Below are 13,326 nucleotides of genomic sequence, written 5' to 3' on the forward strand. Positions count from 1 at the left end.
GCCTCGCCGTCGCCGCCGCGCTGGTGGCCGCGTTGAGCTACAGCGTCGCGAGCCTGTATGCGCGCACGGCGCAAAGCGTGGAGCCGTTCGCCAACGCGCACGGCACGATGTGGACGTCCGCGCTGATGGTGCTGCCCGTCCTGCCCCTGTTCCCACCGGCCGGCGCGCCGACCGTGGGCATCGTCGGCGCCGTGATCGCACTGGGCGTGCTGTGCAGCGGCATCGCGTACATCCTGTATTTCAAATTGATCGAGGAAGTCGGCACGACGTCCGCCCTGACGGTCACGTTCCTGAGCCCCGTCTTCGGCATCCTGTGGGGCGCGCTGTTCCTCGGCGAGGCGATCGGCTGGTACACGATCGTGGGCTCGGCCATCACGCTGGTCGGCACCGCGTTCGTCACGGGTTTCGTCCCGCGCTTCGGCCGCGATGCGCCCGTGCCGGTACCCACCAAAATGAGCAGCAAATGAGCCGCCACACGATCGCGCTGCCGGCCGGCTATCGCCACGCGGACGCGTACACATTCCACGGCCGCGATGCCGATGCGCTGGCCGAAGTCGTCGATGCGCAGGCGGGACGCATCCGCAAGGGCGTGCTGCTGGACGGCGTGCCGACGCTGCTCGACATCGCGCTGCACGCGGACCGTGCCGAGTGCGTCGTCGACAGCGACGGCGCCACCTCGGAGGCTGCGGTCCAGGACGCCCTCGTGAACATGCTGGGCCTGCGCATCGACCCCGCGCCGTTCGAACAGGCCGTGCGCGCCGATCCGCTGCTCGGCCCCGTCGTCGCGCGCCAGCCTGGCCTGCGCGTGATCCAGTCGGCCACCGTGTTCGAAGCGCTGACGTGGGCCATCATCGGCCAGCAGATCAACCTGCCGTTCGCCATTTCCCTGCGCCGCACGTTCATCGGCCTGGCGGGACGCGCGCATTCGAGCGGCCTCTGGTGTTATCCGGAAGCGGCCGACGTGGTCCGTCTCGACATCGAACAACTGACCAGCCGTAAGTTTTCCGGCGCGAAGGCGGAGACCTTGTTGCGCTTCGCCCGTCTCGTGGCCGACGGCACGCTGCCGCTGGACCGCACGGATGAACCGGCCGGCGTGAGCGAGCGCCTGCTCGCGGTCAAGGGCATCGGCCCGTGGACCGTCAACTATGCGCTGCTGCGCGGCTGGGGCTACGCCGACTGTTCGCTGCACGGCGACGTGGCCGTGCGCAACGCCATCGGCCGGCTGACGGGCGGCGAGCGGCCCGGCATGCGCGAGGCCGAAGAATTTCTCGAAGCCTACCGCCCGCACCGCACGATGGCCGCAGCCTACCTCTGGGCCAGCCTGAACCAGCCCGCCGGCTGACGCCGCTTTGTGCCGCCACAAGGCGCGGCCCCTCCGCTTGTCCAGACTGCTCGTAGCCTGAAACAAGCGGAGCGCATCATGAAAGCACAGACATGCGTGGCGGCGGTGCTGCTGGTCCACGCCGCCCTGGCCCACGCCGACACGCAAGATCCCGACGATCGCGGCGCCTATCTGTCGCTGGCATTCGGCAACGGCCGCATCTACGGCGGCAACGCGACCGGCTACCAGTGGATGCGCGGGCGCACGTTCGAAGTCCGCGCCGGACGCGAGCAGGGTGCCATGCGGACCGACTTCGTCCATTACAACGAAGGCCATCCGGACAACAACCACCGCGACGGGTTCGCGCTGCAATGGCTGGCCGCCCACCGCTTTTCCCACGCGTGGACGGGCGAGCTGGGCGCGGGACCGTATCTCAGCATGAACACCACGGAGATCGCCGGCCGCCAGATCGACGATGCCCGTCTCGGCGTGCTCCTCAGCGCCGGCCTGCGCCTCACCGTGCCCGGACCGCCCGGCACCCATCTGCGCCTCGGCTACAACCATGTGGCCATGCGCCATGTGCACCGGTCGGACGCGCTCGTGCTCGGCGTGGGACGCCAGTTCGGCCCGGCCGAGCCGGCGCCCGACGTGGTGCCGGACGGGCATATATGGATCGGCGGCACGTTCGGCACGTCGATCACGAACATGTCCGGTACCCATGGCGCGCACGCGGGCGTGATCGAGGCCAGGCAGTATGCGGACCGCTGGGGCGTCGGCACCAAATTCCTGTTCGAAGGCGACGACGGCGCGCGGGTCGACCGGCGCGGCGCCGCGGCGCAGCTGTGGTACGAGCAGCCCGTAACGCCGCGTTTTTCGATGAGCGCCGGCCTCGGCCCCTATTTCGCCGCGAACCGGCGCGACGGCAATCGCACGGCCACCAATCTCCTGATCAGCTTCCAGGCCGAGCGCGCGCTGTCCGCGCGCACGCGCGCCATCGTCAACTTCAACCGCATCAAGACGTTCCGCAAGACGAACGACCGCGACCTGTTCCAGGTCGGCGTGCTGCGGCGGTTCTAGGTCCTAGTGATAGTCCTGCCAGCGCGGCAGCCCGTCGAACTGCTGCGCGCCCTCGCCCGCGAACCGGATCAGTTCGGGCAAGGGCACCATGGCCAGGTTGTCGCGCCCGTAGTGCCCGCCCAGCGCACTGGGTATTTTCAGACAATACTTGCGTCCGGCGGTCAGCGGGCCCAGCGTGGTCTCCGCGAGGCGCACCTGGTCGTGCATGTACCAGCCGTCGAGGAATTCCTGGTTGTACGACAGGGCGTCGAGGGCGGCGCGGTCCTCGGCCACCGGTTCGCAGCGCAGGTCTTGCGGCGACAGGCGCCAGTACATGCCGTCCTCGTCGCGGACGATCAGATTGCCGAAGGCGTTCTCTCCCAGCACCTCGACCGCGTGGAGGCCGGTCCAGCCCCACGCCTCGTTGATGTCTTCCACAGTAATCATTCGTTGGCTCCGCTTTCAACGCACACGGAGACTTCGACCGGGCCGGGCGGCGGGCGTTGCGAGGATTGCTGGAATGGTTGAGGCGAGTCGAGCAGACGACCCAAAACGAAAAAGCCGCTGATCCGGAACAGGATCAGCGGCTTTGGAATCTGGTTGCGGGGACAGGATTTGAACCTGTGACCTTCGGGTTATGAGCCCGACGAGCTGCCAGACTGCTCCACCCCGCGTCTGATGATTCGTATTATACGCACCTTCCACACTTTAGGCAATCGAAGTTCTCCGGCTCGCCCGGATCGCAGCATAAGCCGCCTCCGCCGAGGCGCGCATCGCGGGCGGATTGCGGCCCAGTCGCTCCCAATACAGTGGTAAAGTAAGGGCAACTTAATTTATCTGCTTCCTATGAAATTCTGCTCCGAGTGCGCCCACCCGGTCACGGTGGCCATCCCCGAAGGCGACAACCGTCCGCGTTACGTGTGCACCCATTGCGGCACGATCCACTACCAGAACCCGAAGATGGTGATCGGCTCGATCCCCGTGTGGGAACAGGACGGCGAACTGAAGGTCCTGCTGTGCAAGCGCGCCATCGAGCCGCGCTACGGCTACTGGACGCTGCCGGCCGGTTTCATGGAAAACGGCGAGACCACGAGCGCGGCCGCCGCGCGCGAGACGGAAGAGGAAGCGGGCGCCAACATCGAGCTGGGCAATCTGTTCACCCTGCTGAACGTCGTGCACGTGCACCAGGTCCATATGTTCTATCTGGCGCGCCTCGTCGACCTGGACTTTGCACCGGGCATCGAAAGCCTGGACGTGCAATTGTTCAGCGAAGCCGAGATCCCGTGGGCCGACCTGGCCTTCCCCACGATCCGCACGACGCTCGAACTGTTCTTCGCCGACCGCGCGCAGATGCGCGAGGCCGGCAGCACCTATGGATTCCACACCCGCGACATCGCGGGTCCGATGCGGGCGCCCGTCCAACCCGACTGACAGGGCGTACGACGATGATTCCCTGGCTCGAGGCCCATACGCCGTTCCCCGACGTGTCCGAAGCGTTGACGACCGACGCGCCGGGCCTGCTCGCGGCCGGGGCGGACCTCTCGCCGCAGCGCCTGCTGGAGGCGTACCGGAACGGCATCTTCCCCTGGTTTTCCGAGGGCCAGCCGATCCTCTGGTGGAGCACCGACCCGCGCATGGTGCTGTACACCGACCGCTTCAAGGTCAGCGACAGCCTGAAGAAAACACTGCGCAAGATCGAGCGCAGCCGCCAGGCCGCCGGGCCGTGGGTCGTGCGCTTCGACGGCGCCTTCGAAGCGGTGATGCGCGCCTGCGCCGCGCCCCGCAAGGACGGGCCGGGCACGTGGATCTCGGAAGACATCATCGCCGGCTACACGGGCCTGCACCGCATGGGGTATGCGCACTCGTCCGAGGTCTGGCTGGACGGCGAACTGGTCGGCGGCGCCTATGGCGTGTGCATCGGCCGCATGTTCTACGGCGAATCGATGTTCGCGCGCGTGTCGGATGCGTCGAAGGTCGCGCTCGCGTACCTCGTCGCCTTCCTGCGCAGCCACGGCGTGAACATGGTCGACTGCCAGCAGGAGACGGGCCACCTGGCCTCGCTGGGCGCGGTGCCGATCCCGCGCCGGGATTTCCTGCAGCACCTGCGCCAGGCGATCCAGGAACCGCCGATCGAACGTTGGGAAGTCGCGCCACCGTTGACGGCCTAACGGTGCGCGGCGCCGTCTTTGGCTACAATGGGTTCAACACACGTCGTTCCGAGAGCTTTGCATGACGCACCTGAATGATCTGCCATTTTCCACGCTGCAGTTCTATACGACGGCACCGTATCCTTGCAGCTACCTCGACGCACGCCAGGCCCGCTCGCAGGTCGCCACGCCGTCGCACCTGATCAATGCGGACGTGTATTCGGAACTCGTGCGCAACGGTTTCCGCCGCAGCGGCATCTTCACCTACCGTCCCTATTGCGACGGCTGCCGGGCCTGCATCCCGGTGCGCGTCGCCGCCGAGCGCTTCACGCCCAACCGCAGCCAGCGGCGCGCATGGAAGCGCCACGAGGACCTGACGGCGATGGTGGCCAACCTGTCGTTCTCCGACGAGCACTATGCGCTGTACCTGCGCTACCAGACCACGCGCCACGTGGGCGGCGGCATGGACCAGGACAGCCGCGACCAGTACGCGCAATTCCTGCTGCAGAGCCGCGTCAACACGCGCCTCGTGGAATTCCGCGAACCGGACGGGCTGCTCCGCATGGTGTCGATCATCGACGTGCTGTCGGACGGCCTGTCGTCCGTCTACACGTTCTTCGACCCGGACGTGGCCGGTGCGTCGTTCGGCACGTACAACGTGATGTGGCAGATCGGCCAGGCGCGCGAACTGGGCCTGCCCTACGTCTACCTCGGTTACTGGATCGAGCAGAGCCCGAAGATGGCGTACAAGATCAATTTCAGGCCGTTGGAAGCCCGTATTGACGGCGCATGGGGTGTTCTGGATCGTTGAAGCCCCCAAGGACATGCGGTATTGCTGCCACACAAGGTAAAATGTCGCGAATTCTCGATAGCCGACCATGTCCGATAAACTCCTGTACGCCCTCGCCCGCCCGCTGCTGTTCTCCCTCGACCCCGAAACGGCCCACAACGTCACGCTCCCCGCCCTGCGCCGCGCCGCCGCGCTGGGGTTGACGGGCATCGTCCGCAAACCGAAGCCCGATCCGCGCACGGTCATGGGCATCACGTTCCCGAACCCGGTCGGCCTGGCTGCCGGCCTGGACAAGGACGGCGCCTACATCGACGGCCTGGCCGCGCTCGGCTTCGGCTCCATCGAAATCGGCACCGTGACGCCGCGCGCCCAGCCCGGCAACCCGCGCCCGCGCATGTTCCGCCTGCCGGCCGCGCGCGGCATCATCAACCGCATGGGCTTCAACAACGGCGGCGTCGACGCCTTCGTCGCCAACGTCCAGGCGTCGCGCTTCTACCAGGAACGCCAGGGCGTACTGGGCCTGAACATCGGCAAGAACGCCGACACGCCCATCGAGCGCGCGGCCGACGATTACGTCGCATGCCTGCAAAAGGTGTATCCGTACGCCAGCTATGTCACCGTCAACATCTCGTCGCCGAACACGAAGAACCTGCGCCAGCTGCAGGGCGCATCCGAACTGGATGCCCTGCTGTCGCAGCTGAAGGAAGAACAGTCGCGCCTGGCCGACAAGTACGGCCACTATGTGCCGCTGGCGCTGAAGATCGCGCCGGACGTCGATGGCGACCAGATCCGCAACATCGGCGGCGCCCTCGTCCGCCACGGCATCGACGGCGTGATCGCCACCAATACCACGCTGGCCCGCCGCGACGTGGAAGGCATGCGCCATGCGGCCGAACAGGGCGGCCTGTCGGGCGCGCCCGTGTTCGAACAGTCGACCATCGTGATCCGTGCGCTGAAGGCGGAAGTGGGCAATGCCGTGCCGATCATCGGCGTGGGCGGCATCCTGAGCGGACGCGATGCGAAGGCCAAGATCGATGCGGGCGCCCAGCTCGTGCAGTTGTACAGCGGCCTGATCTACCGGGGTCCCGCGCTCGTGCGCGAGTGCGCGGACGCGTTGCGTGGGCAGCGCTAAAAAGAGAACGTCGTTCCCGCGAAGGCGGGAACCCAATTTTGCGTGCCGGCTGCGCGAGCAGACTTGGGTCCCTGCCTTCGCAGGGACGACGTTGTTTTATGTTGCGTTCGATTGTGTGTAGCGGCTTTTAATCCGCTACAACCGGATGCAGCGCCTTCTCGATATCCGACTTCGTGAAACCCTGCGCGAAGCGCTCGATGAAGTCGTAGGCGTACGCGCGCAGGTAGGCGCCGCGGCGCACCGCAAGCCGCGTCACGTTCGGCGCGAACAAGTGCGACGACTCGATCGCGCGCAGCCCGCGGTCGCGGCCGTGGTCGAACGCCATCGAAGCGACGATACCTACACCCATCCCCAGCGACACGTACTGCTTGATGACGTCGGAGTCCATCGCCGTCAGCATGATGTCCGGGCTCACGCCGGCGGCGGCGAACGCCGCGTCGATGTGGCTGCGGCCGGTAAAGCCCACGTCGTACGTGATCAGCGGGAATTCGGCCAGGTCGGACAGCTTGATCGGCGACCGCTGCAGCAGCGGATGCCCATCCGGTACGACGACGAGGTGGCTCCAGCGGTAGCACGGGAACGACACGAGGTCGGGGAACGTCGACAGGCCTTCCGTCGCGATACCGATGTCGGCGCGGCCCGACAGCACCCATTCCGCGATGTGATCCGGCGCGCTCTGCTGCAGGGCGATGCGCACGCCCGGGAACGCCGTGCGGAACGCCTGCACCACCTGCGGCAGCGCGTAGCGCGCCTGCGTGTGGGTGACGGCGACCGTGAGCGTGCCGCTGTCCTGCGCGGCGTATTCGCTGCTGGCCTGCTGCAGGTTCTCCGCCTCGACGAGCAGGCGCTCGATGATCTTCAGGATGCCCTTGCCCGGATCCGTCAGGCCGGTCAGGCGCTTGCCGTTGCGCTCGAAGATGACGACGCCCAGTTCGTCCTCCAGCTCGCGGATCTGGCGCGACACGCCCGGCTGCGACGTGAACAGGGCGTTGGCCACGTCCGTCAGATTGAAATTGCGGCGCGCGGCTTCGCGCACCGAACGCAGCTGTTGGAAATTCAAATGCCTTCTCCTTGGTCGACGAATACGTGCATGCGCCTGGGTTTCACCAGCAGCGTCTCGCCGTCGCGCAGTCCCAGTTCGCGGTAGCGCTCGTTGGGGATGACGGCTTCGATGATCTGGGCATTGTCGGCGCGCTCCAGGTCCAGCTGGGCCAGCGGACCGATCGCGTGCGCACGGCGCAGCTTCACGGCGACGCCCTCCCCGCCCGCGACATAGCGCTCGACGTCGAGGTCGTGGGGACGGACGTAGGCGATGCCTTCGCCGTTCTTCACGTCCGCGAACTGCGGCGCGTGGAACGTGGCGTCGCCGCTGGCCAGCACGCCGTCGTTCACGCGGCCATGGAACAGGTTGACGTTGCCCAGGAAGCCGTAGACGAATGGCGACGCCGGATGGTTGTACACGTCGCTGGGCGTACCCAGCTGCTCGATATGGCCCTTGTTCATCAGGACGACCTGGTCCGCCACTTCGAGCGCCTCTTCCTGGTCGTGGGTGACGAAGATCGACGTCACGTGCAGCTCGTCGTGCAGCTGGCGCAGCCAGCGGCGCAGTTCCTTGCGCACTTTCGCATCGAGCGCGCCGAACGGTTCGTCCAGCAGCAGCACGCGGGGTTCCACCGCGAGGGCACGCGCCAGGGCGATGCGCTGGCGCTGGCCGCCGGACAACTGCGGCGGATAGCGGTCGGCGATCCAGTCCAGCTGCACGAGCTCCAGCAGCTTCTTCACTTTCTCGCGGATCACCGCTTCCGACGGACGCTCCTTGCGCGGCTTCACGCGCAGGCCGAAGGCGACGTTCTCGAACACGGTCATGTGCTTGAACAGCGCGTAATGCTGGAACACGAAGCCGACCTGGCGCTCGCGCACGTGACGGTTCGAGGCGTCGTCGCCGTCGAGCAGCACGCGGCCCGCATCGGGGAATTCGAGGCCGGCGATGATGCGCAACAGCGTCGTTTTGCCGCAGCCGGACGGACCCAGCAGCGCCGTCAGCTCGCCGTCGGCAAACTTCAGCGACACGTCGTCCAGGGCCGTGAACTGGCCGAACTGCTTGCGGATGTGTTGGACTTCGATCGTCATGTCTTACTCCGTGGTGTGGACCTGCACGCTGGCTTTCTGTGCCTGGTGCATGCGCCATTCGATAAAGGTTTTCACCGCCAGGGTCACGAGGGCCAGCAGTGCCAGCAGCGACGCGATCGCGAACGCGGCCGTGAAGTTGTATTCGTTGTAGAGGATCTCGACCTGCAACGGCATCGTGTTCGTCTCGCCGCGGATGTGGCCGGAGACGACCGACACGGCGCCGAACTCGCCCATCGCCCGGGCGTTACACAGGATCACGCCGTACAGCAGGCCCCACTTGATGTTCGGGAGCGTGACCTTGAAGAAGGTCTTCCAGCCGGACGCACCCAGCACGAGGGCCGCCTCTTCCTCTTCGCTGCCCTGCGCCTGCATCAGCGGGATCAGTTCGCGGGCGACGAACGGGAACGTGACGAAGACGGTCGCCAGCACGATGCCGGGCACGGCGAACAGGATCTTGATGTCGTGGTCCATCAGCCACGGGCCGAACCAGCCCTGCGAGCCGAACAGCAGCACATAGATCAGGCCCGCGATCACGGGCGAGACCGAGAATGGCAGGTCGATCAGCGACAGCAGGATGCTCTTGCCGGGGAAGTCGAACTTGGCGATCGTCCACGCGGCCGCCACGCCGAACACGAGGTTCAGCGGCACGGCGATGCCGGCGGCGATGAACGTCAGCTTGATGGCGGACAGCGCGTCCGGGTCGAGCACGGACTCCTTGTACACATCCCAGCCCTTCTTCAGGGCTTCGGTGAACACGGCCACGAGCGGGACGAACAGGAACAGCGTGAGGAAGATCAGCGCGACGGCGATCAGCGCATAGCGCACCCAGCTTGGCTCGAGCGTATTGGTGGCCTTGCGCGGCGCATTCGCCACCGCGGCGGTCTTGTCTTTCAGGTGATCGTCGAGAACGGCACTCATATTATTTGCCCGCACGCTTGCGCGCCCAGGCCTGCAGCAGGTTGATGGCCAGCAGGAGGATGAACGACACGAGCAGCATCACGACGGCGATGGCCGTGGCGCCCGTGTAGTCGTATTGCTCCAGCTTGGTGATGATGAACAGCGGCGTGATCTCGGAGACCATCGGCATATTGCCGGCGATGAAGATGACGGAACCGTATTCGCCGGTGGCGCGGGCGAACGCGAGGGCGAAGCCCGTCAGCAGCGCCGGCACGACACTCGGCAGGATCACGCGGGTAAAGGTCTGCCACGGGCTGGCGCCCAGGCTCGCGGCGGCCTCTTCCAGTTCGCGCTCCGCGTCTTCCAGCACCGGCTGTACCGTGCGCACGACGAACGGCAGGCCGATGAAGGTCAGCGCGATGACGACGCCCAGCGGCGTGAACGCGACCTTGATGCCGAGCGGTTCCAGGTGCTTGCCGATCCAGCCGTTGGACGAATACAGCGCCGTCAGGGTGATGCCGGCGACCGCGGTCGGCAGCGCGAACGGCAGGTCGACCAGCGCATCGACGAAGCGCTTGCCGGGGAACTGGTAACGCACGAGCACCCACGCGACGATGCCGCCGAACACGACGTTGATGGCGGCGCCGATCAGCGCGGCGCCGAAGCTCAGGCGGTACGACGCCATCACGCGCGGCGACGTCACGGCGCTCACGAACGCGTCCCAGCTCATCGTGAACGTCTTCAGGAAGATGGCCGACAGCGGGATCAGCACCAGCAGCGCCAGATAGAAAATCGTGAACCCGAGCGAGAGCCCAAAGCCGGGAATCACCCGGTTGGCGCTGTTTCGCGATAGTAAAGTGGTCATCTTACGCCTTATTACAATTTCTTCTAACGGAACGAAATAATCTCACTGGAAAGACATATTACAAACGAAGCATTCCTCATTTGCATAGACGTTTCCCGCATTAGCAAGATCCAAAAAGCAGGAAAGGCGCCTCGCGGCGCCTTTCTCGTCAGTGGAGCAGCTTGACCGCCACTCCCGCCAGCGTCATCGCCAGCAATCCTCTCAGCACTTTCTCGGGCACGGCCCGGGCCGCCCATGAGCCGATCGTGATGCCGGGCAGCGAGCCGATCAGCAGCGCCGACAACAGCGCCCAGTTGATCGAGCCCAGCCACCAGTGGCCGAACGCGGCGATCGCGGTCAGCGGCACGGCATAGGCGATGTCGGTGCCGGCCACCTCGGCCGGCGTCAGGTGCGGGTACAGCATGACGAGCAAGGTGGCGCCGATCGCACCCGCGCCGATCGACGAGATCGTCACGAGCGTGCCCAGCACCGCGCCGGACACGACCGTGGCAGCGAAGAGGCTGCGGCCCTGCAGCTGGCGCGACGGCTTGGCGTTGACCCAGGCGAGCATCTTGCCGCGGAACAGGATCGCGACGACGGTCAGCAGCACGGACACGGCGATCGAATAGCGGATCACCTTGCCGATGGATGCATTGAGCGGACCGAAATATTGCAGGGCGAGCGTGGCGACGAGCGCAGCCGGCAGCGCGCCAAGGCACAGGCGGCCGACGATGTCCCAGTGCACGGTGCCGCGCGAACGGTGGGTGACGGTGCCGGCAGTCTTGGTGATCGAGGCGAAGGCGAGGTCGGTGCCGACGGCGACGGATGGCGTGACGCCGAACAGCAGCGTCAACAGCGGCGTCATCAGCGAACCGCCGCCGACCCCGGTCATGCCGACCAGCAAGCCAACGGCGAATCCCGACAAAATGTATTGAATGGACATGCTTTACCCCCAGAATGGCTCCAAGGGTAATGGTCCTCAGCCGCAAAACAAACAACACGTTCCTTATTTGCTTATGCGGCCTTTGATGTGCCGGCTTACTTGTTCGGCTGCGGGGTCAGACGGAGATACGGCTTCGGCGCGTTGAAACCCTTCGGATATTTCTGCTTGAGCTGCTCCGGATCCTGAATGGTCAGCGGGATGATCACGTCATCGCCATCCTTCCAGTTGCCCGGCGTCGCGACGGTGTAGCCGTCGGTCAGCTGCAGGGCGTCGATCACGCGCAGCACTTCGTCGAAGTTGCGGCCGGTGCTCATCGGGTAGGTGATGGTCAGGCGGACTTTCTTGGCCGGATCGATCACGAACAGCGAGCGCACGGTCGCGGTGGCCGACTGGTTCGGATGGATCATGTCGTACAGTTGCGAGACCGATTTATCGGCATCGGCGATGATCGGGAAGCCGACGACGGTCTGCTGGGTCTCCTCGATATCCTTGATCCATGCCTTGTGCTGCTCGGCCGGGTCGACGGACAGCGCGATCGCCTTGACGTTGCGCTTGTCGAATTCCGGCTTCAGTTTCGCGGTCAGGCCCAGCTCGGTGGTGCACACCGGCGTGAAGTCGGCCGGGTGCGAGAACAGCACCACCCACGAATCGCCCGCCCACTCGTGGAAGCGGATGCGGCCGATGGTGGAATCCTGTTCGAAATCCGGAGCCGTGTCGCCCAGGCGTAAAGTCATCTTGTTCTCCTTAGTGTGAGAGGGTACGTCATAAAAAACGGTTGTACAGGACGACGGCCCAGGTCGCGCCCGCCATCGTGATCGCCAGCGCCACCGCCGCGCTGCCCAGGTCCTTGGCGGCCTTGGACAGCGGATGGCGCTCCAGCGACACGCGGTCGACCACGGCCTCGATGGCCGCATTGATCAGCTCCACGAGCAGCACGAGCCCGAGCACGGCGATCAGCGCCAGCTTCTGGAACGCCGAAACCTTCAGCAGCAGCGCGACGACGGTGAGCGGCACCGCGACCATCACCTCCTGCCGGAACGCGTGCTCGTTCTTCCAGGCGGTCTGGAAGCCCTGCATCGAATAGCGGAACGCGCCCGCAATACGGCCCAGGCCGCCCTTACTCTTGAACTCGCTGCTCGGTTGATCCATGTATGTTCGACAATCTGTACAGAAACGCCATTATGCCCACACAGCTCGGCCCCTACGCAACATCATTACCTAATATTTTCACATTATGGTATAAAGTAGAGAAATATACCGCACTGCACCAACCACATGACGAAACTGGAAACCCCTGAACCGGCCAAGACTTCCATCCAGGTCATCGAGCGCATGGTGGCGCTGCTCGACGTACTGGCCAGTTATCCCGACCCCGTGAGCCTGAAAGAGTTGTCGAAGGTTTCGGGCCTGCACCCGTCGACGGCGCACCGCATCCTGAACGACATGGTCGTGACGCGTTTCGTCGACCGCGTGGAACCGGGCACCTACCGCCTCGGCATGCGGCTGCTCGAACTGGGCAACGTGGTCAAGAGCCGGCTGTCCGTGCGCGAAGCGGCCGTCGACCTGATGCGGGCGCTGCACAACAAGACCAAGCAGACGGTCAACCTGTCGGTGCGCCAGGGCGACGAGATCGTCTACATCGACCGCGCCTTCTCCGAGCGTTCCGGCATGCAGGTCGTGCGCGCGATCGGTGGCCGTGGTCCGCTGCACCTGACGTCGACCGGCAAGCTGTTCCTGTCGATCGACGAGCCGAAGGCGATTCGCGCCTATGCCACGCGCACGGGCCTCGCGGGCCACAACAAGAACTCGATCACGGACCTGACGCGCCTGGAGCGCGAACTGTCGCTCGTGCGCGCCCGCGGCTATGCGCGCGACAACGAGGAACTGGAACTGGGCGTGCGCTGCATGGCCGCCGGCATCCATGACGACAGCGGCAAGCTGGTCGCAGGACTGTCCATTTCGGCGCCGGCGGACCGCCTGCAGGACGACTGGCTGGAAGATCTGGTGAACACGGCGGCGCAGATTTCCGCGACCCTGGGCCACCGTGTCGGTGGGACGAGCTGACC

Annotated in this window: 16 protein-coding genes and 1 tRNA gene; 8 read left to right on the top strand and 9 right to left on the bottom strand. The window is 65.7% G+C overall.

The window, feature by feature from the left end; genetic code table 11:
* The 3 genes from ACEN88_RS01245 to ACEN88_RS01255 all read left to right on the top strand — a co-directional run.
* On the top strand, positions 1–467 hold a 467-nt coding region (locus ACEN88_RS01245), incomplete at its 5' end, for a DMT family transporter (RefSeq protein ID WP_413337015.1).
* Positions 464–1,342, top strand: a complete 879-nt coding sequence (locus ACEN88_RS01250; RefSeq protein ID WP_413337016.1) for a DNA-3-methyladenine glycosylase family protein — start codon at positions 464–466, stop codon at positions 1,340–1,342. The genes ACEN88_RS01245 and ACEN88_RS01250, both read left to right, overlap by 4 nt.
* 78 nt (positions 1,343–1,420) lie before the next feature.
* On the top strand, positions 1,421–2,398 hold the full coding sequence (locus ACEN88_RS01255; RefSeq protein ID WP_413337017.1) for a hypothetical protein: 978 nt from the start codon (positions 1,421–1,423) through the stop codon (positions 2,396–2,398).
* Between the two features lie 3 nt (positions 2,399–2,401).
* Here the strand turns inward: ACEN88_RS01255 and ACEN88_RS01260 are convergent, their stop codons facing one another.
* Both ACEN88_RS01260 and ACEN88_RS01265 read right to left on the bottom strand, forming a co-directional pair.
* Positions 2,402–2,824, bottom strand: a complete 423-nt coding sequence (locus ACEN88_RS01260) for a T6SS immunity protein Tdi1 domain-containing protein (RefSeq protein WP_413337018.1) — start codon at positions 2,822–2,824, stop codon at positions 2,402–2,404.
* A gap of 150 nt (positions 2,825–2,974) precedes the next feature.
* Positions 2,975–3,051: transfer RNA gene (locus ACEN88_RS01265), tRNA-Met, on the bottom strand.
* A gap of 172 nt (positions 3,052–3,223) precedes the next feature.
* Here ACEN88_RS01265 and ACEN88_RS01270 point away from each other — a divergent pair.
* The 4 genes from ACEN88_RS01270 (at position 3,224) to ACEN88_RS01285 (ending at position 6,446) form a co-directional block, all read left to right on the top strand.
* On the top strand, positions 3,224–3,808 hold the full coding sequence (locus tag ACEN88_RS01270; protein ID WP_413337019.1) for an NUDIX hydrolase: 585 nt from the start codon (positions 3,224–3,226) through the stop codon (positions 3,806–3,808).
* A gap of 14 nt (positions 3,809–3,822) precedes the next feature.
* Positions 3,823–4,545 (top strand): leucyl/phenylalanyl-tRNA--protein transferase, encoded by a 723-nt coding sequence (gene aat / locus ACEN88_RS01275; RefSeq protein WP_413337020.1) that lies wholly within the window; start codon positions 3,823–3,825, stop codon positions 4,543–4,545.
* 61 nt (positions 4,546–4,606) lie between these two features.
* Positions 4,607–5,335: an arginyltransferase gene (locus tag ACEN88_RS01280; protein ID WP_413337021.1), complete on the top strand. Its 729-nt coding sequence runs from the start codon at positions 4,607–4,609 to the stop codon at positions 5,333–5,335.
* 67 nt (positions 5,336–5,402) lie between these two features.
* Positions 5,403–6,446: a quinone-dependent dihydroorotate dehydrogenase gene (locus ACEN88_RS01285; protein WP_413337022.1), complete on the top strand. Its 1,044-nt coding sequence runs from the start codon at positions 5,403–5,405 to the stop codon at positions 6,444–6,446.
* 127 nt (positions 6,447–6,573) lie between these two features.
* Here ACEN88_RS01285 and ACEN88_RS01290 read toward each other — a convergent pair whose 3' ends face one another.
* The 7 genes from ACEN88_RS01290 to ACEN88_RS01320 form a co-directional block, all read right to left on the bottom strand.
* Positions 6,574–7,506, bottom strand: coding sequence for a CysB family HTH-type transcriptional regulator (locus ACEN88_RS01290; protein ID WP_413337023.1), 933 nt, complete (start codon positions 7,504–7,506; stop codon positions 6,574–6,576).
* Positions 7,503–8,576, bottom strand: a complete 1,074-nt coding sequence (locus ACEN88_RS01295; RefSeq protein ID WP_413337024.1) for a sulfate/molybdate ABC transporter ATP-binding protein — start codon at positions 8,574–8,576, stop codon at positions 7,503–7,505. The genes ACEN88_RS01290 and ACEN88_RS01295 overlap by 4 nt, the downstream gene beginning before the upstream one ends.
* Positions 8,577–8,579: 3 nt before the next feature.
* Positions 8,580–9,494: a sulfate ABC transporter permease subunit CysW gene (gene cysW / locus ACEN88_RS01300; protein WP_413337025.1), complete on the bottom strand. Its 915-nt coding sequence runs from the start codon at positions 9,492–9,494 to the stop codon at positions 8,580–8,582.
* Position 9,495: 1 nt separating this feature from the next.
* Positions 9,496–10,338 (bottom strand): sulfate ABC transporter permease subunit CysT, encoded by an 843-nt coding sequence (gene cysT / locus ACEN88_RS01305; protein ID WP_413337026.1) that lies wholly within the window; start codon positions 10,336–10,338, stop codon positions 9,496–9,498.
* A gap of 148 nt (positions 10,339–10,486) precedes the next feature.
* On the bottom strand, positions 10,487–11,260 hold the full coding sequence (locus tag ACEN88_RS01310) for a sulfite exporter TauE/SafE family protein (RefSeq protein ID WP_413337027.1): 774 nt from the start codon (positions 11,258–11,260) through the stop codon (positions 10,487–10,489).
* A 95-nt stretch (positions 11,261–11,355) separates the two neighbouring features.
* Positions 11,356–11,994: a peroxiredoxin gene (locus ACEN88_RS01315; RefSeq protein ID WP_413337028.1), complete on the bottom strand. Its 639-nt coding sequence runs from the start codon at positions 11,992–11,994 to the stop codon at positions 11,356–11,358.
* Between the two features lie 28 nt (positions 11,995–12,022).
* On the bottom strand, positions 12,023–12,409 hold the full coding sequence (locus tag ACEN88_RS01320) for a diacylglycerol kinase (protein ID WP_413337029.1): 387 nt from the start codon (positions 12,407–12,409) through the stop codon (positions 12,023–12,025).
* Between the two features lie 126 nt (positions 12,410–12,535).
* Here ACEN88_RS01320 and ACEN88_RS01325 point away from each other — a divergent pair, with 126 nt between their 5' ends.
* Positions 12,536–13,324 (top strand): IclR family transcriptional regulator, encoded by a 789-nt coding sequence (locus tag ACEN88_RS01325; protein ID WP_056136110.1) that lies wholly within the window; start codon positions 12,536–12,538, stop codon positions 13,322–13,324.
* Positions 13,325–13,326: the final 2 nt, after the last annotated feature.

Origin of the sequence: Massilia sp. CT11-108 (assembly GCF_047302915.1) — a bacterium.
Classification (GTDB): Bacteria; Pseudomonadota; Gammaproteobacteria; order Burkholderiales; family Burkholderiaceae_D; genus Telluria; species Telluria orientalis.

Coding starts and splice junctions, on each gene's coding strand:
- cysT (WP_413337026.1), bottom strand. CDS start 10,338: ATGACCACTTTACTATCGCGAAACAGCGCCAACCGGGTGATTCCCGGC.
- cysW (WP_413337025.1), bottom strand. CDS start 9,494: ATGAGTGCCGTTCTCGACGATCACCTGAAAGACAAGACCGCCGCGGTG.
- ACEN88_RS01255 (WP_413337017.1), top strand. CDS start 1,421: ATGAAAGCACAGACATGCGTGGCGGCGGTGCTGCTGGTCCACGCCGCC.
- ACEN88_RS01295 (WP_413337024.1), bottom strand. CDS start 8,576: ATGACGATCGAAGTCCAACACATCCGCAAGCAGTTCGGCCAGTTCACG.
- ACEN88_RS01250 (WP_413337016.1), top strand. CDS start 464: ATGAGCCGCCACACGATCGCGCTGCCGGCCGGCTATCGCCACGCGGAC.
- ACEN88_RS01320 (WP_413337029.1), bottom strand. CDS start 12,409: ATGGATCAACCGAGCAGCGAGTTCAAGAGTAAGGGCGGCCTGGGCCGT.
- ACEN88_RS01325 (WP_056136110.1), top strand. CDS start 12,536: ATGACGAAACTGGAAACCCCTGAACCGGCCAAGACTTCCATCCAGGTC.
- ACEN88_RS01310 (WP_413337027.1), bottom strand. CDS start 11,260: ATGTCCATTCAATACATTTTGTCGGGATTCGCCGTTGGCTTGCTGGTC.
- ACEN88_RS01285 (WP_413337022.1), top strand. CDS start 5,403: ATGTCCGATAAACTCCTGTACGCCCTCGCCCGCCCGCTGCTGTTCTCC.
- ACEN88_RS01280 (WP_413337021.1), top strand. CDS start 4,607: ATGACGCACCTGAATGATCTGCCATTTTCCACGCTGCAGTTCTATACG.
- aat (WP_413337020.1), top strand. CDS start 3,823: ATGATTCCCTGGCTCGAGGCCCATACGCCGTTCCCCGACGTGTCCGAA.
- ACEN88_RS01270 (WP_413337019.1), top strand. CDS start 3,224: ATGAAATTCTGCTCCGAGTGCGCCCACCCGGTCACGGTGGCCATCCCC.
- ACEN88_RS01315 (WP_413337028.1), bottom strand. CDS start 11,994: ATGACTTTACGCCTGGGCGACACGGCTCCGGATTTCGAACAGGATTCC.
- ACEN88_RS01260 (WP_413337018.1), bottom strand. CDS start 2,824: ATGATTACTGTGGAAGACATCAACGAGGCGTGGGGCTGGACCGGCCTC.